Annotated in this window: 26 protein-coding genes and 1 riboswitch; of the genes, 4 read left to right on the top strand and 22 right to left on the bottom strand. The window is 45.2% G+C overall.

Annotated elements, in window-relative coordinates; translation table 11 throughout:
• Positions 1–501: 501 nt before the first annotated feature.
• The 4 genes from C558_RS0107715 to C558_RS0107700 all read right to left on the bottom strand — a co-directional run bounded on the left by C558_RS0107715 (position 502) and on the right by C558_RS0107700 (position 4,902).
• Entirely contained in the window at positions 502–888 is a 387-nt protein-coding gene (locus tag C558_RS0107715) for a DUF1634 domain-containing protein (protein ID WP_018755681.1), read from the bottom strand.
• Positions 885–1,721, bottom strand: coding sequence for a sulfite exporter TauE/SafE family protein (locus tag C558_RS0107710; RefSeq protein ID WP_083927126.1), 837 nt, complete (start codon positions 1,719–1,721; stop codon positions 885–887). Before C558_RS0107710 ends, C558_RS0107715 begins: the two co-directional genes overlap by 4 nt.
• A gap of 237 nt (positions 1,722–1,958) precedes the next feature.
• Positions 1,959–4,238 (bottom strand): glycoside hydrolase family 3 C-terminal domain-containing protein, encoded by a 2,280-nt coding sequence (locus tag C558_RS0107705; protein ID WP_018755679.1) that lies wholly within the window; start codon positions 4,236–4,238, stop codon positions 1,959–1,961.
• Between the two features lie 181 nt (positions 4,239–4,419).
• A complete protein-coding gene (locus C558_RS0107700) occupies positions 4,420–4,902 on the bottom strand; it encodes a glutathione peroxidase (protein WP_018755678.1) in 483 nt (160 codons plus the stop codon).
• A 131-nt stretch (positions 4,903–5,033) separates the two neighbouring features.
• On the opposite strand from C558_RS0107700, the gene C558_RS0107695 reads away from it, so the two are divergent.
• Complete coding sequence (locus C558_RS0107695) at positions 5,034–5,264, top strand: DUF3951 domain-containing protein (protein ID WP_018755677.1); 231 nt, start codon at positions 5,034–5,036, stop codon at positions 5,262–5,264.
• A gap of 6 nt (positions 5,265–5,270) precedes the next feature.
• On the opposite strand, the gene C558_RS30670 is transcribed toward C558_RS0107695, so the two are convergent.
• The 3 genes from C558_RS30670 to C558_RS0107680 all read right to left on the bottom strand — a co-directional run bounded on the left by C558_RS30670 (position 5,271) and on the right by C558_RS0107680 (position 7,566).
• Positions 5,271–5,888, bottom strand: coding sequence for a TetR/AcrR family transcriptional regulator (locus tag C558_RS30670; RefSeq protein WP_018755676.1), 618 nt, complete (start codon positions 5,886–5,888; stop codon positions 5,271–5,273).
• Between the two features lie 115 nt (positions 5,889–6,003).
• A complete protein-coding gene (locus tag C558_RS0107685) occupies positions 6,004–6,522 on the bottom strand; it encodes a hypothetical protein (RefSeq protein ID WP_018755675.1) in 519 nt (172 codons plus the stop codon).
• A gap of 120 nt (positions 6,523–6,642) precedes the next feature.
• Positions 6,643–7,566, bottom strand: a complete 924-nt coding sequence (locus C558_RS0107680; protein WP_018755674.1) for a Gfo/Idh/MocA family protein — start codon at positions 7,564–7,566, stop codon at positions 6,643–6,645.
• Between the two features lie 158 nt (positions 7,567–7,724).
• Between C558_RS0107680 and xerS the strand changes: the two genes are divergently transcribed.
• Complete coding sequence (gene xerS, locus C558_RS0107675) at positions 7,725–8,810, top strand: tyrosine recombinase XerS (RefSeq protein WP_018755673.1); 1,086 nt, start codon at positions 7,725–7,727, stop codon at positions 8,808–8,810.
• Between the two features lie 107 nt (positions 8,811–8,917).
• Here the strand turns inward: xerS and C558_RS0107670 are convergent, their stop codons facing one another.
• The 6 genes from C558_RS0107670 to C558_RS0107645 form a co-directional block, all read right to left on the bottom strand.
• Positions 8,918–9,658, bottom strand: coding sequence for a DUF4247 domain-containing protein (locus C558_RS0107670; protein ID WP_018755672.1), 741 nt, complete (start codon positions 9,656–9,658; stop codon positions 8,918–8,920).
• A 74-nt stretch (positions 9,659–9,732) separates the two neighbouring features.
• Complete coding sequence (locus tag C558_RS0107665; protein ID WP_018755671.1) at positions 9,733–10,239, bottom strand: DUF4178 domain-containing protein; 507 nt, start codon at positions 10,237–10,239, stop codon at positions 9,733–9,735.
• A gap of 38 nt (positions 10,240–10,277) precedes the next feature.
• Positions 10,278–10,682 carry a DUF350 domain-containing protein gene (locus tag C558_RS0107660; protein WP_026263781.1) on the bottom strand — a complete coding sequence of 135 codons (405 nt, stop codon included), beginning with the start codon at positions 10,680–10,682 and terminating at the stop codon, positions 10,278–10,280.
• A 101-nt stretch (positions 10,683–10,783) separates the two neighbouring features.
• A complete protein-coding gene (locus C558_RS0107655) occupies positions 10,784–11,452 on the bottom strand; it encodes a PspA/IM30 family protein (RefSeq protein WP_018755669.1) in 669 nt (222 codons plus the stop codon).
• Between the two features lie 256 nt (positions 11,453–11,708).
• A complete protein-coding gene (locus C558_RS0107650; RefSeq protein WP_018755668.1) occupies positions 11,709–12,641 on the bottom strand; it encodes a dihydroorotate dehydrogenase in 933 nt (310 codons plus the stop codon).
• Positions 12,622–13,323, bottom strand: coding sequence for a dihydroorotate dehydrogenase electron transfer subunit (locus C558_RS0107645; protein ID WP_018755667.1), 702 nt, complete (start codon positions 13,321–13,323; stop codon positions 12,622–12,624). Before C558_RS0107645 ends, C558_RS0107650 begins: the two co-directional genes overlap by 20 nt.
• Before the next feature lie 190 nt (positions 13,324–13,513).
• Here C558_RS0107645 and C558_RS0107640 point away from each other — a divergent pair, with 190 nt between their 5' ends.
• On the top strand, positions 13,514–14,401 hold the full coding sequence (locus C558_RS0107640; protein ID WP_245583746.1) for a polysaccharide deacetylase family protein: 888 nt from the start codon (positions 13,514–13,516) through the stop codon (positions 14,399–14,401).
• 61 nt (positions 14,402–14,462) lie between these two features.
• On the opposite strand, the gene C558_RS0107635 is transcribed toward C558_RS0107640, so the two are convergent.
• From C558_RS0107635 to C558_RS0107595, 9 genes are all read right to left on the bottom strand, one after another.
• Positions 14,463–15,194 carry a 3D domain-containing protein gene (locus tag C558_RS0107635; protein ID WP_018755665.1) on the bottom strand — a complete coding sequence of 244 codons (732 nt, stop codon included), beginning with the start codon at positions 15,192–15,194 and terminating at the stop codon, positions 14,463–14,465.
• 2 nt (positions 15,195–15,196) lie between these two features.
• Positions 15,197–15,371: riboswitch (cyclic di-AMP (ydaO/yuaA leader) on the bottom strand.
• Between the two features lie 170 nt (positions 15,372–15,541).
• Positions 15,542–16,906: an Nramp family divalent metal transporter gene (locus tag C558_RS0107630; protein ID WP_018755664.1), complete on the bottom strand. Its 1,365-nt coding sequence runs from the start codon at positions 16,904–16,906 to the stop codon at positions 15,542–15,544.
• Between the two features lie 298 nt (positions 16,907–17,204).
• The gene (locus C558_RS0107625; RefSeq protein WP_018755663.1) at positions 17,205–17,927 is read right to left on the bottom strand and encodes an amino acid ABC transporter ATP-binding protein; all 723 of its coding nucleotides are present in this window, start codon (positions 17,925–17,927) and stop codon (positions 17,205–17,207) included.
• Positions 17,920–19,365: an ABC transporter substrate-binding protein/permease gene (locus tag C558_RS0107620; RefSeq protein WP_018755662.1), complete on the bottom strand. Its 1,446-nt coding sequence runs from the start codon at positions 19,363–19,365 to the stop codon at positions 17,920–17,922. The genes C558_RS0107625 and C558_RS0107620 overlap by 8 nt, the downstream gene beginning before the upstream one ends.
• Before the next feature lie 375 nt (positions 19,366–19,740).
• Positions 19,741–21,180 (bottom strand): sensor histidine kinase, encoded by a 1,440-nt coding sequence (locus tag C558_RS30665; protein ID WP_018755661.1) that lies wholly within the window; start codon positions 21,178–21,180, stop codon positions 19,741–19,743.
• On the bottom strand, positions 21,173–21,874 hold the full coding sequence (locus tag C558_RS0107610; RefSeq protein WP_018755660.1) for a response regulator transcription factor: 702 nt from the start codon (positions 21,872–21,874) through the stop codon (positions 21,173–21,175). The genes C558_RS30665 and C558_RS0107610 overlap by 8 nt, the downstream gene beginning before the upstream one ends.
• A gap of 6 nt (positions 21,875–21,880) precedes the next feature.
• Positions 21,881–23,161 carry a hypothetical protein gene (locus tag C558_RS30660; protein WP_040674431.1) on the bottom strand — a complete coding sequence of 427 codons (1,281 nt, stop codon included), beginning with the start codon at positions 23,159–23,161 and terminating at the stop codon, positions 21,881–21,883.
• A gap of 32 nt (positions 23,162–23,193) precedes the next feature.
• Complete coding sequence (locus C558_RS32475; protein ID WP_018755658.1) at positions 23,194–24,162, bottom strand: polysaccharide deacetylase family protein; 969 nt, start codon at positions 24,160–24,162, stop codon at positions 23,194–23,196.
• A 153-nt stretch (positions 24,163–24,315) separates the two neighbouring features.
• Positions 24,316–25,044, bottom strand: a complete 729-nt coding sequence (locus C558_RS0107595) for a phosphonate ABC transporter ATP-binding protein (protein ID WP_018755657.1) — start codon at positions 25,042–25,044, stop codon at positions 24,316–24,318.
• Between the two features lie 126 nt (positions 25,045–25,170).
• Between C558_RS0107595 and C558_RS0107590 the strand changes: the two genes are divergently transcribed.
• Positions 25,171–26,085: an ArsR/SmtB family transcription factor gene (locus C558_RS0107590; RefSeq protein WP_018755656.1), complete on the top strand. Its 915-nt coding sequence runs from the start codon at positions 25,171–25,173 to the stop codon at positions 26,083–26,085.
• Positions 26,086–26,115 lie beyond the last annotated feature (30 nt).

Here is a 26,115-nt window from a genome sequence, read left to right as displayed (position 1 = left end):
CTCATACGGTCTGTAGAATCCCCTTCTTTATGCACACATATAAGGGAATATTTGTATAATTAAAAATAGTTAGAAATTATACAAATAAAAAAAGGGGAAAAGAACCACGGTAAGCCTGAATTACACGATAAAGGTTTACTTCTAGCAGAAAGTAATATACCTATCCGTGAACTGACAGAGAAATATATGGATCTGAGTGACGAGCTAGGAGAAAATAGAATGGAGATTGTTGTTAGCTATCGGAAAATATGACGCTGTAACGTGTGATAACCACATTGAATTCTTTAAAAATGACGCTCTCAATGGTGAAATTCATGTTTTTGAACATAGTGGACATACTCCACATTATGAAGAACCAGACAAATTCAAAAAAGTAGTAATAGAATTCTTAAGTTAGATAGGACAGCTTTACAACAAATAATAAGCATAAAAAGACCACATTTTGCGGTCTTTTTCTATACCTAAACGTATTAGTGTCATTTTTTTACCATTAAGCTACCATTAACCGGCTTTGCCGAGGAGCAGACTGATAATCAGAATAATGAAGACAAGACTTGTAATGCCAACATACAGATAATCCTTCGCCTTTACAAATACAAGAATTGTAATGCCTACGCGAAGCACAGGAGTCAAAATAAGAAGGAACAACCCGAATAGGATCACAGCGGCAGGTTTCAAGCTTCCTGTCCCCTGCAAGATTCCAATTAGCGTCGTTGGATACATATCTGCAGGATAGCCGCTATCTCCAGCAGCAAGATATAAGATGAGTCCCAGCAGGATGACGAAGCCGCTTACGAGTACACCAATACGCAGCACTTTGCTGACCACAATTTCGGCTGAGATGATTTTCTCTTCACTTCCTTGATTTTCCATTCGTTCTTCACTCATAATAATTTAATCCCCAATCCTTGCAGTATCATTTGAATCGCAACATAGGCCATCACCGGGATGAAGATTTTGCGAATCGTACGACTTTTCATTCGCTGCATAATTCTCGCACCGACCGTTGCCCCAATTAATACACCGAGCGCTACCGGCGCGGCGTAGAATGGATTGATTTCGCCTCGGAACAGATATACTCCCGCACTAGCCGCTCCGGTTACGCCCATCATGAAGTTGCTCGTTGCACTGGATACTTTGAGCGGCAGCTTCATAAACACATCCATCGCCATTACCTTGAAGCTGCCGCTTCCAATGCCGAGCAGTCCAGAAATGACGCCAGCTCCATACATGACACCAAATCCACTGTATACGCGATCCACATTATACGAAACGGACTTCTGAAGCGCCTTATCGTAATACTCCCCTTGCAAATTTAAGCGGGCAGCTACTGGATGAAGCGGTACCTCTTGCGGAAGCTCCTGCTTTGTCTTCTTCAGCATCGCGTACGCAGAATACATCAGTAATACACCGAAAATAATATAAAGGACACTCGGAGCCATCAATCCTCCGATAAATGCACCTGTAATCGCACCAACCGTCGTTGCAACCTCCAGGAACATCCCTACGCGTAAATTTGTAATCCGATCTCTTATGTACGCAATCGCTGAACCGCTTGAAGTCGCAATGACAGATATAATGCTCGCGCCAATAGCATGCTTAATATCGACCCCGAATAGCATCGTCAGTGCTGGTGTTACGACGATCCCGCCTCCAAGCCCAAGGACGGATCCGACAATACCTGCTAATATGGCAATGCCGAAAATTTCGATCACCATCATGGACAATTTTTTCGCCTCCGTTTGCTATTTATTATGCATGCTCCATTGTAGCCCGAACCGCCTTAATGAACAACCATATTCCACATTTAATTTAGCACAGCCGTAGCAAGATCTCTCCCCAGTATTACCATCTACCCATCACCCTATCAGCGATCATATAGACTGTACATGCGAAAAAAACCGGGGTACCTGCCATTTAGACAAGACCCCGGTTCTGCTCATCACGAAATCTGTTATTTATGCATTTGCTCCATTTAGCTGCATAAGCAGACCATCGAGCATTTCATCCGTAAACGCCCCTTGTGCAAAAGCGAGCAATGCACGAATTGGCATATCATTCATCATCGCCAGCATCATTTCTGGCGCATCATTTTCGAGACCATCACCAAGCCCTGATTGCTCTCGGAACTTCCGAAGCAATGGTTCTGCAATCTGCGCTCCAAATGGATCTCTCATTATATCGCCGAACGTCGAATTCCGGGTGAAGCTGCGCTTCAGTTCTACAGAAGATTCCACATGAATGCGCTCCTGAAGCTCGATTTGCTGCGACGACTTGCCAATCAAGATATCGAATTCACCGGTCTCAACATGCCAATCTTTCAGCTCAACGTTATAATACGCAAAGGCTCTGCGATCGAGTGTGAAGCTTACGACTTTCTCTTCCCCAGACCCGAGATCAACTTTAACAAATCCTTTCAGTTCTTTCTCTGGACGAATCACCTTCGATTCGACATCGCGAACATAGAGCTGAACGATTTCCTTCCCTGCGATACTGCCCGTATTCTTCACATTCACTTGAACCGTAACCATATCTTGATCCGACATCGACGTACGATCCACAACCAAGTTCGAATATTTGAAGGTCGTATAGCTTAGACCATATCCGAACGGGAACAACGGCTCAATATGCTTCGCATCGTAATAGCGATAACCGACGAAGAGCCCTTCTTTATATTCAACGATATCGCCAACCCCTGGGAAGTTCAAATAGGATGGGTTATGCTCCAACTGCATCGGGAAAGTCTCCGCGAGTTTACCGGATGGATTTACAAACCCGAAGAGTAAATTCGAGATGGCACCACCTAACGCTTGCCCGCCCAAATGCCCTTCAAGCACAGCTTTCACGGATTGGATCCATGGCATCTCAATCGCTGATCCGTTCATGAGCACCACAACGATATTCGGCTGCACCTCAGCAATCGCTTCGATGAGTTGCCGCTGGTTGGCTGGGATCTTAAGATGTTTGCGATCATACCCTTCCGACTCATAACGATCAGGCAATCCTGCGAATACCACAGCAACATCGGCCCCCATGGCTGCTGCTTTCGCTTCTTGTACGGCCGCTGCATCGATATCATCGTTGTCTAAGTTATAGCCTGGAGCATAGGTGATCTGCGCACTTGCGCCAGCAAGTTTGCAAATCTCATCGTAGACATTATCGAGTTTCGTCGGATTGATATGCGAGCTGCCTCCACCTTGATAACGCGGATTTTGAGCGAATGCCCCGATAATAGCAAGTTTGCCATCCGCATGAAGCGGTAGAATCGCGTCCTCATTCTTCAGCAGCACCATACTATCTTGCGCCACCTCCATCGCAAGACGATGATGGGCCTCCTGATCCACAGTCGCATCCGGATTCGCGTTGTCCGCTGCTCTGAAAATAACTTCTAATAGTCTTGCTACCGCATCATTCAAGACCTCTTCAGCAAGTTCCCCATTTTGTACGGCTTGCACGATCTTGCGGTCTGAATATCCGTTCGTCGACGGCATTTCAAGCTCAAGACCTGCTGCTAACCCTTTCACACGGTCCACTACCGCCCCCCAGTCCGAGACGACGAAACCATCATGCCCCCATTCTTTCTTCAGAATTTCTGTAAGCAAGTATTCATTCTGTGATGCAAACTCGCCGTTCACTTGGTTGTAAGAACACATGACGGTCCACGGCTTGCCTTTCTTCACAGGGGTCTCGAAACAAGTCAGATACAATTCACGCATCGTGCGCTCATCGACGACTGCATTGACCGACATGCGGCGATGCTCTTGATTATTCACAGCAAAATGTTTCAACGACGTACCCACGCCTTGGCTCTGTACCCCAAGAATGTGCTCCGTTGCCATTTCTGAAGTGAGGTATGGATCTTCCGAGAAATATTCGAAATTCCGTCCACAGAGTGGTGAGCGCTTCAAGTTCACACCCGGACCGAGCAGTACCCCAACGTTCTCAGCCTGACACTCCTCACCGAGCGCAACACCGACTTGATACATCAAATCGCGGTCCCAAGAACAGGCCATACCTGCAGCTGAAGGGAAGCATGTTGCAGGAACGCTATTCAGCAGCCCCAAATGATCGCTATTCCCATCCTGTTTGCGTAGGCCATGCGGCCCGTCCGTTACCATAATGGATCGAATGCCAAGACGTTCAACAGGTTTTGTATGCCAGAAATTAAGTCCCGAGCATAACCCCGCTTTTTCTTCCAATGTCATTTGTTCGATTAGTGCAGTGATCTCTCTACGCATCACAATCACCCTTTCATTGTTATTAATCCCAATCGATAGAGCGCTTACAATAATGTTATAGCTCTCATCTTATTCGATTCACAATTATTTATATGGTATTTTTTCAATGTATTTAGGATTTTTAGATAACAAAAAAAGCGGATTACTCATGGTTCATGAATAACCCACTTCCGATAGCATTCTATTGTGCTAATAATGCCCGAATATCATCCTCGATATTTTTCGGCTCAACTGTTGGAGCATATCGACGAACAACCTGCCCACTCCGATCAACAAGGAATTTCGTAAAATTCCATTTGATATCGTTAATGAGCACGCCCTTCGCTTCCTTCTTCAAGAACTTGTACAGCGGATGGGCCGAGCTTCCATTGACATGAATCTTGGCGAACATGGGAAATGTAACACCATAATTCAATTGACAGAACGATTCGATTTCCTCATTTGTACCTGGCTCTTGCGACATGAATTGGTTCGTTGGAAAGCCTAACACTTCAAACCCTTGATCCCGGTAGGTACGATACAATGACTCAAGCCCTTCATATTGCGGCGTGAACCCACATTTGCTCGCTGTATTCACAATGAGCAGTACCTTCCCGGTATAATCGACAAGCGCTTTCTCTTCACCCGTAATACGTGCTGCAGAATAATCATAGATCGATGTCACCCTAATTCCTCCTTTTCCTGGACTAATCGTTCCTTCACTATAGCGAAGCCACCTGTTTGATGTCAACACAATGAAACGACTCTCCATCTCGACCGTATGTATTACAATCTCAATTAGCAAAGGAGCTTCTAATGGACGATTACACCCCATTTATCATTCTGTCGCTCATCATCCCGATTCTTGTATTGCTTGGCATGATCACCGTGAAAATGATTCGTCGCAAGGAACTCCCGAGCAACAACTACACCCCGTTCGATTATATTACGGGGCAATCGGCCGTAGAATTCCACATCGAGAAGGAAGAACACGAAGAACAGGATGATCAAGGTGATGATAAGGATAAAAACACGCGTCGTTCTTGATAAGACCTACACCCCATCAACCTTCCGGTTATATCCGTGCATGATCTGTAAGAAAGCGCTTTTCACTTCAAGCAGCACCGCCGCATTTTGATGGACTTCTGCAAGGACGAGCGCTCCTTCAAGGGATGAGACGAGCAGCACCGTCGTCGATTCAATCGGAAGATGGGCCGACCATGTCCCTTCTTCCGTCCCTTGCATGATCAAGGATCGAAATACCAGTGATTTCCGCTCAAAAAAATCATGAATTTGTGTTCGAATTAATCGTGCATCTATCGATACTTGATTCCATAGCGAAATGAACGGGTTCCCCCCAACACAATTCCGTTCGTTGATTTCGCGATATAACATCTCGAATAAGATATCGATCTTATTCGCAACCCCTAGCTGCAGCGCATTGAGTTCATCGATCAGCAGTTCATATCTTGCAATGCGCCACGCAATAACCTCTAACGTCAATTCCTCCTTGCTCTTGAAGTGATAGTAGATATTAGACTTGGACACGCCGCTTATCGCCACGACCTCATCCATACTCGAATCATGATACCCTTTGTGCAAGAACAATTCAGCTGCAGCTTCCACTGCTTTCTGACGGTTGGACTTTTTGGAAATATTTGTTGTCATCATAACTAGTACTATAGATAGCTAATCTAGGACTGTCAACGGATAAAATCGCATCACAAATGGGTAAAATTGTATAATTAAAAGCCACCTTCTGCTTGAAGGCGGCTCATTGTCTAGGTTATGGGTTGCTTTTCAATACGTAAGTGATGATGAGATCCACTGTTCCCGTGCTCTCATCTCTTGCGATAATGGCTGAGAAATCCGTTCCGTCTTTCTTACCACCAAGCGTTGCTGATCCATCCACAGCAAAGCTGCTAATGTCTTTAAATCCACCAGCGTTCAAATAATCTGTAATCTGCTGAACCACCGCATCAACCTTCGCTTCGCCACTGCAGGTGACCATCACAGAGATATCGCCGTTTTGTTCCGACCTGGCTGAGCCCTTCAATTGAAACCCTTTCGGAATCGGAGCATCTAGTGGGAAATCCTTGGGCATTTCAGTCGTAGAGTATTCAGACTTGATTTCTTTCCCATCACTAGTCTTGCCGGTAATGGACACGCTATCCCCGTTCTGATCGCCTGTGACTGTCATCGTGCCCTGATCCGTCTTGATTGTCGTTGACTCTGAACGTCCGCATGCGGAGAGGACCATCATGCTGCTGAGCACGATCACTCCCCACATCCTTTCTTTCTTCATGGAACTACTCACCCTTTCATGATGTCAATAAAACATCATATGTGGAGAGCTCTTCCAACATACTAAGATTCTGCTGTCAATCATCTGCCCAGCGCATTAGAATGAATCATTGATACATGTTCAAATGATGCTTATCTGTTCGGCTAATTGATGACTTTCCAAGACCTGATCTGCGCGAATGCTGCATTGCTCCGGTGTTTTCAATGTCGATAGGAAATGATGCACAGCGCCTTCGAAACCTCGACGTCGTAGTACCGTATCCCAACTACCGAAGGTGTGGTGGATTGGCGCGTTGCCTTTCTCAGCCATAATAGCTTGTTCCATATTCGTCACTTCCGCGGAACGTCCATGCCCATGCAGCTCCAGCTTCTCCAGATCTGCCCCTGCAAGCCGCACCATACTGTAGGAAGCATCCGAATGGTCAAAATGAAGCATGCCCGATGCGTTCAGCATTTTTCCTTCTTCATTGATACGAAGTGATTTGGTACCCACCTCATAGTTCGCTCCGCCAAGCCAGATCATCATATCTAACATATGAATGAGATCATCGTATATCGTCATTTTAGCATTGTGAGACTGTAATCGTGTCCGATGCTTCTGTACTGCGAGGTACTCGATGCCGCCTTGTTCTTCAAGCCACTGCTTGGCCTGTACATACTGCGGCGCGAATCTGCGATTGAAGCCCACAGCGAGTAAAACTCCCTTCTCCTCGGCTCGTGAAGCCATCGCAATGGATTCTGCTAGATGGTAAGACAGCGGCTTATCGACATATACGGGAATCCCTCGATTCAAGCACGCTGTAACAAGTTCATAATGCGATTCCGTTGGACTATGGATGAAAACAGCATCCAAACCGCGATCTATTAATTCCTCGAAGCGTGTTGTGCCGAAGGACAGCCGGTACTGGCGCATCATCCGATCCACCGTCGCTTGCGTCGTGCTCATCACACCCGCAATCTCAACATCTTTATGTACAGACAAAAGCGGCAAATATACCTTCTGTGCAATGTCTCCTAGACCGATCATTCCAATTCGTAGTGTCATTTCATTCCCATTCCTTCCTCTACATTCAGCACATCTCTCTTATCTAGAGTACAGGAACCGTCCCAATCGAACAAGCCATCTTGGTTCCCGCCCTAGGATAAATCTTCGAAATCCACTATAATCATCATAAGAAGACCATAGCGAAAGAAGTGAATCCGTTGAACATCCAGAAAATAAAAGACCGACAAGAGCTGGAACAGAAGGTGCCACGATTCCCTTGGTACGTTCAGCAGTTTATCGATTATAAGCTGCCGGACCTGTCGCCATCCACCCTCTTAGAATATACGCGTGACTATGAGATCTTCTTCTCCTGGCTTATGGCCGAAGGACTCACAACAGCTCAACTAATGAAGGACATTACTTTACAAGACCTTGAAGTATTACATATGGAATCGATCGTGAACTATCGAATTTTCCTGTCCACATTTAAGGAGAATACGAACGCAAAAATCACCATTTCGAGGAAACTCTCCTCCCTTCGTTCGATATTTCATTATCTAAGCCAAATTGCCGAGGACGAGCAATTCTATCCCTTGTTAAAGCGCAATATTATGGCCAAAGTTGAGATCAAGCGCATACATAAACCAAAAGATACCGCATCCAAGCTCAAAGGAAAACTGCTCGAAGAACATGAACTCACCGCATTCATTCAATACATACAAGAAGGTTATGGGCAAGATGTTGCGAACAACAAACAAGCACTATATGCCTATGAACTGAACAAGCAGCGCGATGCATGTATCACCAGCTTGATTCTAAACTCTGGCTTGCGGGTATCCGAAGTCGTGAATTTGAACATGGAAGATGTCGACCTCAATAACAAACTTGTCTATGTCTATCGCAAAGGGAATCACGATGAGACCTTCAAAGCCCCCGTATACTTTCGCGAGGAGGCGAAGCCTGACCTAATCACCTACATGGAGATGCGGCCTGTACGCTATAGTGCACCACGTAAAGAGAAGGCTCTATTTCTCGCAATCCCGAATGGGCAGCAGGAAGGGAAACGTATGACGAAGCGAGCCATGCAGGAGATGATCATCAAATATGCCAAACGGTTCGGGAAGCCCTACTTGACGATCCATAAGCTCCGCCACTCTTTTGCAACCGATTATTACTTACAAAATGATATTTATAAGACCAAGGAGCAGCTTGGGCACGCCTCAACAGAGACCACCGAGGTCTACGCGCATCTCACCGATAAGACGATGTCCGATGCGATTGAGCGCCGGATTACACAAGCATAAACGCCTTCGGCGTCCACGAATACTTACCAAAAAAACCTTTGCTACCGCAGCCTAATCTTGGCTGACATGCAAAGGTTTTTCTCAGTCTCAACCTGCGATGCGTTAGCTTATCGCCTGCCTCGCTTGGAGATTCTACCGCTTCCTGACTTCGTCCTTGGCGCCTTCGATTTTGAAGGAGAGAAGAACGAACCCGATCCGCTGCTCTTATTCTTGGAGATACTGCCTGAAGACTTCTTCTTGCTGAACAGTCCGCCCGAATCATCCGATTTCGAAGAACTGCTGCTTGAGCTTCCCCGTTTGAAAATAGAGCCTTTTCGTTCCACCGTCATTGGAGGAATCGATTTTTTCTCATTGGTGCTAGGTGCATGGTATTGTTTATTCGGCTTATACTTCTCATAGCTCGTATAACCGCGATAATTACCATATTTCTTGCCGCCGAATGAATCAAATAGATCGCTTACAAGACTACCAATCAGATAAGCTTCCAAAAAGCTTGGGTTATAATTGCGCTGGACGTATTCTTTCGAGTCAACCTCAATGAGAGAATCCTCTGGCTTCTTCTCGTCCTTCATCACATGAATCCACTTGTCCGAGTAGACAAGGAACATATGATCCGGATCTTCCTTCGATTTCTGCTCCGGTTTCTGCTGGTCGGACAGCTCCGACGCTACAGCCGGAACGGTCTTCCCTTCTGCACGATAGATATACGAGGTCTCTGAACCCGATTTATTCACAGATTCGAGCGGATACGTATCGCTAACATTCGGAGAACCGCAACCCGTCAGAACCGAAGCCATTAACGCAACGACGAGTACACTTTTAATAATATACTGCAGCCATTTCGACACTTGGTTCACGCTCCTTGCTTCTAGCGGTTGTTCAAAAAATCATCGCCGACTTGTTGACCTCTCAATTCTAGCGATTACGTTCCTCTAAGGACCTGCACATCTCCAGAAATCACTTTGTCGCCCTCATATAACATAAATCTGCCATTCTGCCATTCGATGCGCAGCAGCTTATAATCATCCGATTGATACTGCCATACATATTGCTCCCCTGCTTGCATGAATGGCGTCTTGCCCGTTACGAGCACATTACCGGAATATTGCTCTTCCATGTAATACGTACGATCTTCCATTTCGATGGTCGTCGGAACTTCATCCGGTTCATCGAGTCGGCCATCAATTGGCTCGTACAAAGCATAGACGACTTGCTCGCGTTCCTCAATATGCAAATAACGAATCGTATTCCCATCCTGCAATGTCAATACAACGGCATTCCGTTGACGGTTATTCGTTCTTCCCGTAATTTGATAAGTGACTAATGATACTTCTACAGCATCACCAGGCCCAAGCTGCAGGATGCTCCGCTCCGCTTTGGGCGGCTCAGGCTTCGCTAGTATGTTCTTGATACGATTGAATATACTCATGTCTTACGCTCCTTCAATCTTAGATACCGTCGATTTCATTACAGACAAGCGGAGATGATCAATGCTCCGACAATATGCAGAGAACCTGCGAATAATGCATGCGGCATAAAGCCTTCCTTCGTGCCTTCATCCAGCTTCAGACCGAAGCTTCCACGCAATACCAAGCGAACAATCCACTCAAGCACGAGCAGGATGACAAATGATACGACCGAGATGACAAGCCCATCCCAGAGACTATCCGTCTTTGCGATCGATGAGGACAGGATATAACCTTGCGCGAGCAGCTTCATGACGAAACGAGTTGTTACGGCTGTATTCCCCTTCTTGATCTCTTCCATATCTTTATACGGTGTAAACAGTGAGTCCACGAACATAATGACACAGAGTAGAACCGTGCCCATCCCCGTCCAGACAAGAATTCGCAGAATATCCTGAAATGCGATTGTCATGTTAAGCCTCCTCCAAAAAGGTTCCATTCATTGGGAAAGGAAGAAAAACGCCCTCGCGCTCCCCTTCCTTCCTACAACCATCGTACTTATCTTATTTATTTATTCTCGTATTGTTTCATAAGCGCTGCAAGCTCATCATCAACAACTTTGTCTTTATTCAGTGCCGCAAACTCATCATCGAGCGATTTGTCTTTGGAAGCCATCTCATTACTTGCTTCAGCCTGTGCTTCCATTTGCAGCATTTTCTCTTCCATCCGTTTTAAGCCCGCTGCTGCTGTATCAGAACCAAAGCCAGTCATCGCTTTATTGATTTCATTTTGCGCTTTCGCCGCGTTGTAACGAGCAATCAGCGTCTCACGCTTGTTCTTCATCTCGGTTAATTGCTTGCGCATTTCTTCAAGCTTACCGCGAAGGTTATCTGCTGCAGCTTTGTTCTGATCATAACCAATTTTGAACTCGTTCATCTTCTGCTCAGCAGATCTCTTCTCTTCCAATGCACGGCGGGCCAGATCAATGTTTTGCGCTTGCGCCGCCATGTGTGCTTGCTCTTCACGCTTCTTCACGAGCGCTACTTGCTCTTCATATTGCTGCTTGAACTTCTTCTCAATCGCGATTTGTTGTGCAACGGCTTTCTCGGCATCTTCCAAGTCTTCCGTCATGTCACGAATATATTGATCCGTCAATTTCACTGGATCTTCAGCTTTCTCAATGAGAGCATAGACATTCGATAGAGTTAGGTCGCGTAATCTTTTGAAAATAGACATGTGGTACTCCTCCTCAATGGATCTGTTATTATGTTTATGTTACTGTATTACGTCGTCATTTGGAATCCGGTTTCGAATTTTTTTCATAACCTAAATAAAATCATTCATAAAGTGCGCAGACATGCCTTGAAACCTGGATATACCCCGAATAAATTACACGATATTGTTCACGCATTGGAATGTATTCTATTCGAACTCCGTTATTAAGAAAAATAAAAAACACAGGAATCTACTCTCCCTGTGTTGATTATGTTCATTATAAGATCCCACGAATTTCTTCCAGCGTAGAGACATTCTCTTGTTCCATCCATTTCTTGATACCTTCTGTCATCTGTTCGCCTGCACGTGGGTTCATAAAGTTGTACGTGCCGATCTGGATTACCGAAGCCCCAGCCATAATAAACTCGATGACATCACTCGCAGTCGTAATCCCGCCCATGCCCATAATCGGAATCTTCACATGCTGAGCCACTTGGTGTACCATGCGTAAGGCTATTGGCTTAATCGCAGGACCTGACAAGCCTGCATAGAGGTTGTGGAAGACACTCTTGCGAAGACGCGTATCAATCTTCATTCCGGATATCGTGTTAATGAGTGATACCCCGTCCGCCCCTTCTACTTCACACATATACGCCATCTCTGCAATGTTCTCAGCGTTGGGCGATAATTTCACGACGAGCGGCAGCGATGTCGCTTGACGAACTTCTCGAACAACCTGTCGTGCTGTCTCCGTCTGAACGCCGTAGGCGATCCCGCCTTCCTTCACGTTCGGACATGAAATATTCAACTCGATGATATCGATGGAACAGCGTCCAACTTCTCTCAGCTTCTTCTCATGCGCCGTAATCAGCTCTGCACCGATTCGATAATCCTCTATACAGCCCCCGCCAAGGTTGACGATCCGTGCCGTATCCAGCGTCTCCCAATAAGGGGCTTCTTCTTTCAGAAAGTAATCAATCCCCGGATTCTCGAGGCCGACACTATTCAGCATACCAGAAGGGGTCTCCCAGACACGAACACCAGGATTTCCTGCCTTCGGAGCAAGGGTCAACCCTTTACCTGAAATACCGCCAAGTCGATTGATATCATAGAGCTTGGCATATTCTTTACCGAAACCAAACGTACCTGACGCCATCACAATTGGATTCTTAAAAGGTACACCCGCAATTTTACACGCCATGTTCTGCATCAAATCGAACCTCCTCCGCAGCAAATACCGGCCCATCTACACATGCCTTTCGATTTCCACCTTGGCACATGACGCTGCATACAAGACATGCACCAATCCCACAAGCCATCCGCTTCTCCAGCGAAACATAGACTTCTGCACCCGATCCTTGCGCACGTTCCACCAAAGCTTGCATCATGATATGCGGTCCGCACGTGATAATCGTGTCATACTTTGCGTAATCGATTTGATTCACAATAATTCCGCCCACATCACAGACAACGTCGCCTGCGAAGGGCCTAAATTCATCGACCAGATAGGATTCTCGGCTAAACCCAAGATATATATCGGGTTGATGCAGCTGCTTCGCAGCTAGATATAATGGCGCGATACCGATTCCCCCACCGACGAGCGCCACCTTGCCTTGAGCCTCAGGGAAGCCATTGCCATACGGGCCTTCCAGCTGAATTGAGTCCCCCGCTTCAAGCTGCTTGAAACGTTCTGTCCCTTCCCCAATGACGTGATATAAGAAACTAATCTCATTCTTACTGAGATCATAAATACTGATAGGTCTGGAAAGCACAGGGTAATCTGACCAAGCCCGAAGCATGTAGAATTGCCCCATTCGCCCTTCAAACTGCCCTTCGATTTTCATCAGGTATACGTCTTTTGCGATCTTGACATTCGATTTAACAATATTCACATGCGCCCTCCTAATATACAGGGTTTTGGCCTCCTTATACTATGACTTGCGATGCTAGCATTAGCTGTGACAATGTTCACATTCGAGCTTGACTCCGTTGGTAACATTCGCATAATTCACCATTGAAAAGGACATAACAAGGAGACGGATTCCGAATGTGCATATTAGAGTATGAAGGGAGGGGATTCGCTTGCGTTCGTGTTGTATATTGTTCCTAGTCCTGCTGGTTCTCTGTGGCGGTTGTTCAAATTCTTCAAATTCCTCACCGCTTCCCAAGGCACTAGAGACATCCCCCGTTACACTTCATTCCGAAGAAACGGATCATAAGCCTGAACCAGGTACGACAAGACAAACGGTCTCACATCGCAAGAAATCTGAGCGCACTAAGTCTAAACGACAATCTCGTGCTGAAGAAAGCTATCGAGCATTATCCGCTTTGCGCCACAAGTACCCTGCGATCTTCAAGAATAGCGGAGCTTCCTATTCCAGACGTGTATCCTTAACTTTCGATGACGTGCCTGATGAATTCACAGGTAAAGTGCTAGATGTGTTAAAAGAATATAACGTGAAAGCGACATTTTTCGTTATGGGTTACCGAGCAGAAAAACATCCTGATATCATAAGACGTATGGTGCGAGAAGGACATCTCGTTGGCAACCATACCTACAATCATCCTCTGCTCACGAAATTGTCCATGGTCAAATTCAAACAGCAAATTTTGCGGACGGACGCCATACTGCATCGAATTATCGGGTATCACCCCAAGTTCATTCGCCCCCCTTATGGGGAGATCAATGAGCAGCAAGTAAGGTGGGCTGGGAGCCAAGGGTATATCATTGTCAATTGGAATGTTGATTCGCAGGATTGGAGAGGTCTTAGCGCTCAAAGGGTCATGAGCAATATCTTAACGACAACCCGGCCGGGTTCGATCATTTTGCAGCATGCTGGAGGGAATGTTGGGGGCGTCTTGAATGGAACGTTGGAAGCTCTGCCTCGCGTGATTGAACGATTAAAAAATAAGCGTTATCAATTCGTCACACTCACCGATATGTTTCATGTGCGTAAGAACAATACATAACGCGATGAACGCAGAAACGCTTCCTCCATCCTTGTTCAAGGATGGGAAGCGTTTTTCGCATTTAGGATAATACAAATACTTTTACATTTTGAATGCCGAATTTACTTGCACTCGATTGCGTTGTATCTACGAAGATATCAATGCGATTCCCTTTTATGCTGCCGCCAATGTCATTGGCTCTACCGACGAACCCACCGGCTGGCAGACCGTTGAATGAATAACCCGTTACGAATACTTTAGTACCTAGCGGAATCATATCAGGGTCTACAGCAATGGTACCATGCGTTAATTGATTACCGAAATAATCTTTTCCTGCCCATGATCCATTCTCACTAGCAGCTGCTGTATAGGCTGTCGCTTTCACATTTAAGGATTTCTTGTAGCTTGTAGGTTCTCCAGAGATATGGACCACATTATCCGACGATGCAGATGCAGACACTGCTGCTTCCTTTTTCTTCGGTGCTGGTTTCTCTTCTTTAATCACAGCAGGCTCCGATGCAGATTTTGCAGTCACCTTCGAATCTGCCACAGGCGGTGCTGAGGCAACCTCAGCTTTTGTTTCTTTGGCTCCAGGAAGTTCAATCTTTAATCCTTGATAGATATTGAGGGGATCGACGTTCGGATTCGCCTTCATGAGATCATTCATATCGATGCTGTTCGTCTTTGCGATTTTGAAGAACGTATCTCCGTCTTTCGCGTAATAAGGCGCTGCTGCAACAACAGTAATCGATTGAATAGCTAAGAATGCAGTAAACAACGTAATGGACAATTTCTTCAGATTAAAAATTTTCATAATTCCTCCTTTTCATACGCCTACGAGGTTAGTTGTCGGGTTTGGGTTGAGGATACAACCCTACGCTCACGGCGCTTCACCCCTAGCTGAATCGATTCTTGTGGATTTTGGTATTATCCATTCAGCTGTGAATCATCCCCCGCACTTCAACAAGCGAAGTTTCGGCTCAATCAATATATCACAATTTTGTAACCAGTGCCCAAGCAAATTTTAACAAATCGCGCAACCACGCGGTATATCAGCATTTTTTGTGATTAACTTTTTGATACAATTACAGCAAAAAGACCTATTCTTCGAGTTTTGAGGCTCGAATCGAATAGGTCTTCCGATGATAAAACGACTTTTATTTAGCCAAAAAAGGTACTGTATAACAGATATGCATTCAATACAATGATGACGATGGTTACGAACCATGCCGTCCATTTGATCCAAGACTTATTGACAAACTCACCCATTTTTGCAGGATCGCTTGTAAATTTCACGAGTGGTACAACTGCGAAGGACAGCTGGAGCGAGAGAATTACTTGACTCAGGATGAGCAAATCACTAACACCCTTCTCACCATACATTACCGTTACGATAACCGCTGGAATAATAGCGATCATCCGCGTAATTAAGCGGCGCAGCCATGGTTTGAGTCGAATATTCAGGAAACCTTCCATGACGATCTGTCCTGCTAACGTTCCTGTTAACGTCGAGTTCTGGCCCGATGCTAGTAGAGCGACCCCGAAAACGATACTGCCTAGTGTTGTGCCGAGTAGTGGTGTCAACATATGATAGGCATCTCCGATATCCGCAATGCTCGTCATGCCCGCTTCATGGAAGGTGGCAGATGCAATGATCAAAATCGATGCATTGATGAATAACGCGAATAATAGGGCGATGGATGAATCCCAAGTCGAGTATTTAATAGCTTGGCGTTTCCCTGCCGAGTTCTCGTCGTAGCCCCGGGTCTGTACAATGGATGAGTGCAGATACAAATTATGAGGCATGACGGTGGCCCCTAGAATTCCGATGCCAATATACAACATCGTTGGGTTCGTAATGATCTCAGCACTAGGAATGAATCCACGTGCAATTCCACCAAGATCCGGTCTGGATAAGAAATATTCAACCGCAAAACAGCCGCCAATCGTTACGATCAATAAAATGACTAATATCTCGATATATCGAAACCCTTTGTTCTGAAGAAGCAGAACGATGAGGACATCCACTGCGGTGATTAATACGCCATATACAAGTGGAATCCCGAATAACAAATTTAACGCTATCGCTGCCCCGATGACTTCGGCCAAATCACAAGCGGCTATCGCAAGCTCACACAGCACCCACAATACGAAATTCACTGGTTTCGTATAATGATCTCGGCAAGCTTGCGCAAGATCACGCCCCGTTACGATCCCTAGTTTGCCAGCAAGTGCCTGCAGTAACATCGCCATCAAGTTGGAAATGAAGATAACGGACAATAGCGTATAGCCGAACATCGAGCCGCCGGCAATACTCGTCGCCCAGTTCCCCGGATCCATGTAACCTACGGCAACAAGATAACCTGGGCCCGCAAATGCTAAAAACTTCTTGAGCCATGAACCTGTCTTAGGAATTTTCATGGAACGATAAACTTCAGGTAAAGAATGCTGATCCCGTTCTTGACGCCATGCCTTCTTCGTAAAAGCTGGTTCAGTCAATGGTTTCATTTCTACATTGTTCTCCATAACAATCACTCCTATCTTACTGGTGGTACTTTCCTCATACCTGTCTATGTCAATTGTGTATTGGACAAAATATTTTTCCTTAGTGCAACTTTTAGGGTAAAAATAAAAGCCACTTCAATGCATCTTATTCAGAGGAATCATAAATGTTCTACTAATTAAATTGTACTAGGGAAACTTTTTTTGTCAATACCTAAATTTCGGCCCCTAACCAACAATTGATAAAAATACCTGTGTCACTGGGTTCACATACAAAAATCCCCCGTCCTTGCTTGGACGGAGGATTGTAAGAACGACTCGATTAGAGTACTTTGCTAAGAAATTCTTGCGTACGCGGATGCTTCGGATGACTGAATACCGTCTGCGGATCGCCTTCCTCGACAATATTCCCGCCATCCATGAACACGATTCGATCACCGACTTCGCGGGCAAATCCCATCTCATGCGTGACGATAATCATCGTCATCCCTTGTGCTGCGAGGGACTTCATGACATCCAGCACTTCCCCGACCATTTCTGGATCAAGCGCTGATGTCGGCTCATCGAACAACATCACATGCGGCTGCATAGCAAGCGCACGAGCGATCGCAATACGCTGCTTCTGCCCACCGGATAATTGCGAAGGATAAGCATTCTTCTTATCTTCGAGCCCCACTTGCCGCAGCAAATCCAGAGCAATGTTCACGGCTGATGCTTTATCCATCTTTAAGATTTTGACCGGCGCCAATGTAATATTATCTATCACAGTCATATGAGGGAATAAATTAAACTGCTGGAACACCATGCCCATTTTCTCACGCGTGGCATTGATGTTATGCGATTTATCGGTAATCAAATTCCCCTCGAATTGGATCGTGCCTTTGGTTGGAATTTCTAACAGGTTGAGGCAGCGTAGAAATGTGCTTTTCCCCGATCCACTTGGACCGATCACAACGACAACTTCCCCTTTTTCGATATTCATATCAATACCTTTAAGAATTTCGAGCTTACCGAAATGTTTGTGCAGGCCTGTTACCTTAATCACTTGCCTTCAGCCTCCGTTCTGCGACTCCAAGTAGCTTAGAGCACGTAAATGTAAGAATGAAGTACAGCACAGCCGCAATGATAAGCGGTGGTAACCCTGCATAAGTGCTTCCACGTACAACTTCTTCTTGGAACATAATATCTGTAATCCCGATCAGGGAGACAATGGACGATTCTTTAATAATAACGACGAACTCATTACCGATCGCCGGAAGCACTTGCTTCAGAGCTTGCGGGAGAATAATGTAACGCATCGCCATGCTTTGGCCCATCCCGAGTGAACGTGCAGCTTCTAGCTGTCCTTTGTCAACAGACTCAATACCTGCACGGAAGATCTCCGCAAGATATGCCGCACTATTGAGGGATAATGCTATCGCACCTGCAATGAATTTCGGGAACTCAATGCCAATGGAAGGCAATCCGAAATAAATAATGAACAACTGAACCATAAGCGGAGTCCCGCGTAAAAACTCAATATAGGCTATAGCCAACCACTTGAATAGCTTGATTCGAGAACGGCGCATTAGAACTAGAATAACACCAAGAATGAAGCCGAAGACAACGGTAACAAGCGATAAGAGTAACGTCCACCATACCCCATTAAGGAATGTAGACTTGTACTGCATGAGGATCGTCCATATGTTGGAATCACCTTCTTCCGCAAGCTTCGTTGCATCTGTTACATATTTCTTCACTTTATCTTCGCTCATCAAGCGATCAATGGTCTTATTCATTTGACTCACAAGATCTTCGCGGCCCTTCTTCACGGCAACTGCATAACCGTTATCCTCTGACTTCGGGCGTGCGTCTGCAATAGCGAGTGTTGAACGGTTCTTCTCGTAAGATTCTGCAACAGGCAGCTCCACGATTAAGGCATCAACGCGTTTGGATTCAAGGCTAAGAAGGATATCTGACATTTTACTCAGCGCATCAACCTTGGCATTCGGAACAGCTCGGGCAATATCTTCATAAATCGTCGACTTCTGAGCCCCAATGCTCTTCCCGATCAAATCATCCATCGTCTTATACTTATCTTTGTCTTCAGCACGTACCAAGACGGCTTGATCCGATGTATAGTAGATCGTTGAAAAGTCTACATTCTTCTTACGTTCTTCCGTTGGATTCATGGCCGCCATGGCGATATCAATCTTACCGGAGTTTAACGCGAGCAGCAGACTGTCAAATTTCATATCTTCTATGACGAGTTCTGCACCCATATCTTTCGCGAGCTCTTTCGCGATCTCAATATCAAATCCTACAATTTCATCCGTACCGTTGATTTTCTTATGAAACTCATAAGGAGGGTAATCTGCACTTGTTCCAAGTACCAATTTTTTACTGTTTGTTGATTGTCCAGACGCATCGGAATTCACTCCACTACAACCGGCAATCAACATGATTGTTAATAAACATGCTAGCAATGCGTTAATTCTTTTCATTCAATCAATCCTCTTATGTCTTATTATCATGGCGCAAGTAGAATTATACGTTATGATGCATGAATATACAACCATTATATTCGACAAAATTCGAGCAATCCAACGTTTTCCTGATTCAATACAAATATAACGTTGGTCAATTTTCAAAAAGATGGAATTTATCAGGTTATCTTCGTCATTTTAGGATGCCCTTCAGCGACAAAGACATGCGCTAACGCAACGGGCAGTGATATTGGAGACTCCCAGCTTCCCCGACAAATAGGTGAGTACTGCCGTTGCGAAATTTCCATATCATGCCAAAAAGGCGATACTTATAAGTATAAGTATCGCCTTTCATATAAGGTAGGTATATGATTCATTTCTACACGTTATCGATTACACATCAGACTCGTCCTGAATGATCTCATGCATTTTATCGCATTTCGGCAAAGATACGATGACGGACGTCCCTTCCCCCGAAATACTCGTGATGGTTAGTGTCCCTCCATGCTGCTCGACCAATTCTCTCGTAATCGCGAGACCAAGTCCTGTGCCCCCGCCTAACGGATTCACCTGGTAGAACTTCTCCGTCACTTTGGTGATGTGATCTTGAGTAATTCCGATACCTGTATCACGAACCGTTACGATACATTCCTTCGGCTCATATTCGATATGAATGAAGATGTTCGATTGGACATGCGAGAACTTAAGGGCATTATCGATGATATTTAAGAATACTTGCTTCAATCGATTGAAATCACCAATGATCGGTTCCGGTACGCCGCTCACATTAATCGTAAGCCGTACCTGCTTCTGTTCCGCTTTGGTCCGAACTTGAAGCTTCGTCTCTGTCAGGAGCCCTATTATATCAACAGGATCTTGATGCAGCTTCACTTCTTTCTGCTGCAATCTTGAGAAATCCAACAGTTCTTCAACAAGCCCAATCAATCGATCTGTTTCCTTAGCAATAATCGTCATCCCTAGCTTCGTCTCTTCAGGATCAGAGAAATTGCCAGATACGAGCGTTTCCGTCCATCCTTTGATTCCTGTCAACGGTGTGCGGAGCTCGTGGGAAATCGAAGATACGAAATCATTCTTCACCTGATCGCTGCGAACGATTTCTTCAGCCATATAGTTCAGTGATGAGGCTAATTCACCTAGCTCATACCTGTACTCCCCTTCGACTCGCACATCAAACCGTCCCTTCGCCATCTGCGCAGAGAACGCCGTGATGTTGTTGATCGGTTTGACGATCGAATTCGCAAGACCAAAGCTGATCAGCAGAACCACCGCGAGTACGACGATGCCCACAGCGACTGAAATGAGTATAATGTTCGATATTTTATTGTTGATGGCTTCGAGCGACGTCACGTATCTCAGAATATACAACGTCTGGCCTTGATCCTTAAGCGGTGTCGAAACAGCCATCACATGCTCGCCCGTGCCGACCTGACTTCCAATCCATGTTTCTTGTTTGCCATGGACTGCTTGCGCGATGTCGGAAGTCTGTATTCCTTTCTCCACTTGGAACCCTGACGAACTAATCAGCACATCTCCCCGCGTATTTAAGACTTGCAGCTCGGTATTCTCTAGATTGAACATTTTTAGAATATCTGGCAAGTAATTCGGGTCATTCTCCGATGCATAGGACACACCAACGAATTTCTGGTAATACGATGTGGCTTGATTCGCATGATTCGACATGTAGTTCGATATTGTATTGTAATAATAGGACTGGATCGAGATCATGAAGATCACCTCGACGATCATAATCGTCAAGAATACGACGATGAAATAATGCATGACGACGGATCGCCGCAATCCTTTTTTAAACATGTCGGCTTCCCTTCCACTTGTATCCATGACCCCATACGGTTTCAATGAACATCGGTGTGGACGGGTCATCTTCCAGCTTCTGACGCAATCTTCGAATATTTACATCCACAATTTTGGGATCCCCCATGTAATCCTTGCCCCAGACATGATCCAGCAAGACATCGCGGCTAAGCGGCACATCCTCGCGCTCCAGGAATAATTGAATCAAGGAGAACTCCGTTGGCGTCAACTCGATAATTTGATGATTTTTCTTGAATTGTTTGGCGATCAGATCGAGTGTGAATGGTCCTGATTCGAAGCTAATCTTCGCACCGGACTCACTATGCACATTGACCCGTCGCAATAAGGATTGAATCCGAGCGATTAGTTCTGTTGGACTGAATGGCTTGCTCACATGGTCATCAGCACCAACGGAGAGTGCATAGACTTTATCCTGTTCCTGAACCTTAGCCGTCAAGAAAATAATACCGATCCGCTCGTTCGTCTCCCGAATTTTACGACAGACCTCAAATCCGTCAATGCCTGGCACCATTACGTCGAGTAGTGCAATATCGAATGTCGGGTCGGCGTTGAATTTCTCAAGCGCTTCTTCTCCGGTCGCCGCTTCAACAACCTCTAGTCCATTTCGTTTTAAGTTAATCACGATAAAACTGCGAATCGATTCTTCATCTTCAAGAATTAGAACTTTACTCATGAAATGTCACCTCTTTGTTATTTCAATTGGCGTGAGTTCAACATTGCCTTTCCCTGAACTCAAATCATAACTGCTGCGAAGGCCAATAATATGCTCTTCGGTTCTCGCAAGCATTTTCCATCCTGTATGGTTCTTCTCCCATGCAGATAACGAGAAGAATCGGATCTCTGCCATCGTCTCGCCTGTATCGATATTGATGAAATTGAGGTATTCTTCCAATTTGGATCTTCGAGAAATCGTTACTTTATGATGCCATTCCGGCGGGAAATTGAAATAGAACCGATCTTGTAAATCCCGATACTGCTCAAGAACGAACTTCAGCCCATGATCTCCATCCCATTTATGATATGTTATGAACCATGGAATACCTGCGAGACCCTCATCTTCCCAACCATATGGCGTCTCCAGCATGGCAATCTCCAGAATACCGTCCTTATCTTCATCGGAGCTATAAGTTGCATAAGGTTTATATGTCTGTTCCGATGAGAGCACCTTTGTAAGCTTATTATCCTTCATTATAATGACGTCCGTATACGCGGAATGTGCACCTACGGAAGCATCGAGCACAATCCCTTGCACATCTTCAGATACTTTCCCGGTCACGACGTTGTAATACGTATTGACGGTTGGATCCAACTTCAGTGAACTTAACGGTTCGAACTTCCCTGTAATTTCATTGTACTGAATCGAAGTCAGCTCGGCTGTCTGGCCCTGCTTGAAGTTCAAGAGACTAATCTCGAACTTTCCATCCCCGTTCAAATCATTAATGACATACGAGGAATATGATTTTTCCAACATTTTAACCATTTGATTATCTTTGTAAGAATAGACAATAAGGCCTTTCTGTACTTCTGTATCACCACTTGAATAGCCGACGATCATCTCGATAGTCCCGTCATGGGTTACATCAACCAGATCAAAGGAATCGAGTTCAAAGCCTTCTCCATCGAAATCCAATTTTTTACGCCATGTATCTCCATTATTCTCCCAGATCATGCCATGAATTCGAACCGGTTGATCTGGAGTTCGATAGAATACTACAGCTTCGCTGATCCCATCATGATTAAGATCCGTAATTCGAATGGCACTCGTATCATTAATATTCGTCGGCCGGATGATGGAGCCCCCTTCGGGAAGATCTTCCATAATCAGGCTATACAGATTTGCCTTATCTTCAGGCAAGCGGGGGATGCTCATTAATGCCCGAGGATCCTTCGTAATTTCACAGCCGCTCAGCACGATCATCAGGCAGCTAAATAGGAGAATAACGGACAACCTACATTTCAACCTTGATCACACTCCCTTATTTCACCTTGCCCTTAGCCTTTACTGAATTGAATCGGTTTAAGCGTCTCGTCTAGCGTCTTGAATTGATATCCGCGATCTTTCAAGAATTTCAACACTTGCGGTAAGTACTTGAGCGTTTCCTTTCGGTCATGCATTAGGATAACAGGCGAAATATTCTTCTTCTCGAGTCCCAGTACTTCTTTCTTCACGGTATCCACGTAACGTGCATCCCGGTATTTCCAGTCAAGGCTATCGACATTCCAATCCCATAGTGTAAATCCAGCATCTTTGACAGCCTTCATATAGTCTTTCGTCATATATGGCGCACTACCATACGGCGTGCGGATAAGCCAAGTCTCTTCTCCTGTCAATTTCTGAATTGTCTTCTGCCCTGCTGACATCTCACTAACAACAGATGTCCTGGATGCATAATATTTCTTCACTTGATGCGATACGCCATGCATCGCGGGCATATGTCCCTCTTTGACTAGACGCTTCACAGCATCCGGGTACTTGCGCATATTCGGTTCTAACATGAAAAAGGTTGCTTCGACATCATACTCTTTAAGCACGTCGAGTAATCCCATCGTATGCGGACTCGCTCCATCATCAAATGTTATATAAGCTATTTTACCGACAAGTGGTTTCGTCGCTTTGTTAGGCTGCTTCATTTCCGGTTGTTTCGGCTTATCAGATTCTTTCTGTTGATCTGATTTATCCGTCGGCTTCTTCGTATCGGGTTTGTCCTCTTTCGAACGCGGAGGCTGAACTTTCGAACCCTCTTTATTCTTCTCGCTATCCTTCTGCGGTGTCGAAGGCTCAGAAGGCTCCATAGCTTCACCAGGATTATACGTAGAAGTTGTTACGGTCGGCGATGGCGCCTCCGTTAAATTGCTTTTCACCTGAACCTTTGATGAATCTCCCAAAACAGTCATTTGAAAAATAACATAGGCACACGCGATCAGCATGATTACTAACGCAATTTTCGTCTTGTTTTTCATATTGATCTCATCCTATTCTATGTAATCTACTCTATCACTACACTTCTCAAATTATAGAGTAGCACAGCAAAAAAAGAGTGACAAAGACATTACAATGCTCGTCAATTCGATCACTCTTTCGACATAAATATTCATCATCATCTATCAATCATATTAATTGAAAATCTTATTTTTCTCCGCCTGCATCAGACGGCGTCCCTTCACATCGACGACAATTTTCCCTTGTGAGAGTCCTATCAATCGACTCGCATAACGTTCTGCTAATTCAACCTGTTGAATAACGGCAATAACCGTAATCCGTTGCTCACGACATAACTTCTGAAGCTGCTGCATGACTGAATCCACGGATTTCGGGTCGAGACCTAATACAGGCTCATCGGCCAGAATAACTTTCGCCCCATGCACAAGCGCACGCGCCAACGCAACACGCTGACGTTCACCGCCGCTTAATTGTTCAATCTTGAGCTTCGCTTTATCTAGCAGCCCTACTTGCTCAATCGTATCCATCGCACCCATATAATCATCAGAACGAACCATCCCCGTCGCCATACGCCAGAGCGGCGTTTGATGATATTGTCCGATCAAGACGTTCTTAAGTGCCGTTTTCTTCGGATGCAGCGTCGGACTCTGCTCGATATATGCGCACTCCCGTCGAATTTTACGTGTTCCTGCGAACTTGTTCGCGAAAATATCCGTATCATCAACCATGTACTTTCCCGATGTCCATTTCTCACGCATAGCAAGGCATTTCAGAAAGGTTGATTTACCACTGCCGCTCGGACCAATAATTGCGATAAACTCCCCTTCTTCTACTTCTAGACTAATATGATCAAGGATTGTCGATTCGGGTATTTTTTTCAACAATTTATCAACTTTCATCATCACGTTATTCTCCTTCTGCGGATCTATCGTTATACTGAACATAATAGTGGACAATTGGTTGTAAAACAAGCCATAATAACAAGAGCAGTTCTTCGGACTGTGACTTGTATGGGAGGAATTTGTATCATGAGTTATCAGATCAAAGTCTATCATTCTTCAATGTATGAACTATTGTGCAGCTTCTTAATATATACGACACGGAAGTGGACTGATGATTTAGATTGGGGTCAGGAGTGGATTGATGACGTATCCTGTCGACTCGATCCAACCATTGTCGAACAAATCGATACATTTCGTTCATCGGAAATGATAGACTACGATATCCTCTATTTGTGGACAATCCAACGTGAGCCGAAGACGGATATCCCATCATGTATTCATTATCTAGAGACTTGCGATTTGGACGAGCTGTACGCACAGACAACCCCTTATGTCGATCATGTGGCCAAAGAGGACGTTGCACGCATTCGCGACTCTTATACACCGTTAATCAAAGCATGGTACGAGCAATATTTTGCCGAGATTGAGCATACAATAATACCGTTTCTTGAAGAAGATGCGAAGGAGAAGCAGCAGCTGATCTCCAAGATGGATCCGATCGACCTTGTCGAATATGCGACGAATGGTGTCGTCGTTGAGCCCCTAGATCACTTACATACGATCATACTCATGCCTATGATTCATAGTCGCCCTGTGAACTATTATGTGAAATTGAACGGGATGCTGCTGATTCAATATGCGATTGACTTGCCAGAGACGAATGAGCATCAAGTTCCCATTGGTCTCGCTCGCTTCACACGCGCACTATCCGACCCAAAACGTTTGTTGATATTGCGTTATCTTGCGCAAGAGCTGCGGTCAACATCCGAAGTCGCTGAGATTATGCAGATGACTCCCGAAGCTGTCGGCTCACATATTCGAATCCTACGCGTCGCAGGCTTGCTGCGCACACATCTTAATGATGAGAATGAGAAATACAGTATCCGTGCAGATGGGATTGCTGAGATGCAGCTCTTCCTTGAGTCGTATCTGCGCCTCTAGCCATCAACGCTCATCATAGAAGCAACTGCT

This window comes from Paenibacillus terrigena DSM 21567 (genome assembly GCF_000374845.1).
In the GTDB taxonomy this organism is placed as follows: Bacteria; Bacillota; Bacilli; order Paenibacillales; family Paenibacillaceae; genus Paenibacillus_K; species Paenibacillus_K terrigena.
The sequence above is the reverse complement of the archived record's forward strand: the minus strand, read 5'-3'. Positions and strand labels throughout refer to the sequence as shown.

Bases quoted from the DNA above. Each gene is read 5' to 3' on its own strand.
- C558_RS0107715 (WP_018755681.1), bottom strand. From the start codon at position 888: ATGAGTGAAGAACGAATGGAAAATCAAGGAAGTGAAGAGAAAATCATC.
- C558_RS0107710 (WP_083927126.1), bottom strand. From the start codon at position 1,721: ATGATGGTGATCGAAATTTTCGGCATTGCCATATTAGCAGGTATTGTC.
- C558_RS0107705 (WP_018755679.1), bottom strand. From the start codon at position 4,238: ATGCGTAGAGAGATCACTGCACTAATCGAACAAATGACATTGGAAGAA.
- C558_RS0107695 (WP_018755677.1), top strand. From the start codon at position 5,034: ATGGACGATTACACCCCATTTATCATTCTGTCGCTCATCATCCCGATT.
- C558_RS30670 (WP_018755676.1), bottom strand. From the start codon at position 5,888: ATGATGACAACAAATATTTCCAAAAAGTCCAACCGTCAGAAAGCAGTG.
- C558_RS0107685 (WP_018755675.1), bottom strand. From the start codon at position 6,522: ATGAAGAAAGAAAGGATGTGGGGAGTGATCGTGCTCAGCAGCATGATG.
- C558_RS0107680 (WP_018755674.1), bottom strand. From the start codon at position 7,566: ATGACACTACGAATTGGAATGATCGGTCTAGGAGACATTGCACAGAAG.
- C558_RS0107665 (WP_018755671.1), bottom strand. From the start codon at position 10,239: ATGAGTATATTCAATCGTATCAAGAACATACTAGCGAAGCCTGAGCCG.
- C558_RS0107655 (WP_018755669.1), bottom strand. From the start codon at position 11,452: ATGTCTATTTTCAAAAGATTACGCGACCTAACTCTATCGAATGTCTAT.
- C558_RS0107650 (WP_018755668.1), bottom strand. From the start codon at position 12,641: ATGCAGAACATGGCGTGTAAAATTGCGGGTGTACCTTTTAAGAATCCA.
- C558_RS0107635 (WP_018755665.1), bottom strand. From the start codon at position 15,194: ATGAAAATTTTTAATCTGAAGAAATTGTCCATTACGTTGTTTACTGCA.
- C558_RS0107630 (WP_018755664.1), bottom strand. From the start codon at position 16,906: ATGGAGAACAATGTAGAAATGAAACCATTGACTGAACCAGCTTTTACG.
- C558_RS0107620 (WP_018755662.1), bottom strand. From the start codon at position 19,365: ATGAAAAGAATTAACGCATTGCTAGCATGTTTATTAACAATCATGTTG.
- C558_RS30665 (WP_018755661.1), bottom strand. From the start codon at position 21,180: ATGTTTAAAAAAGGATTGCGGCGATCCGTCGTCATGCATTATTTCATC.
- C558_RS0107610 (WP_018755660.1), bottom strand. From the start codon at position 21,874: ATGAGTAAAGTTCTAATTCTTGAAGATGAAGAATCGATTCGCAGTTTT.
- C558_RS32475 (WP_018755658.1), bottom strand. From the start codon at position 24,162: ATGAAAAACAAGACGAAAATTGCGTTAGTAATCATGCTGATCGCGTGT.
- C558_RS0107595 (WP_018755657.1), bottom strand. From the start codon at position 25,044: ATGATGAAAGTTGATAAATTGTTGAAAAAAATACCCGAATCGACAATC.
- C558_RS0107590 (WP_018755656.1), top strand. From the start codon at position 25,171: ATGAGTTATCAGATCAAAGTCTATCATTCTTCAATGTATGAACTATTG.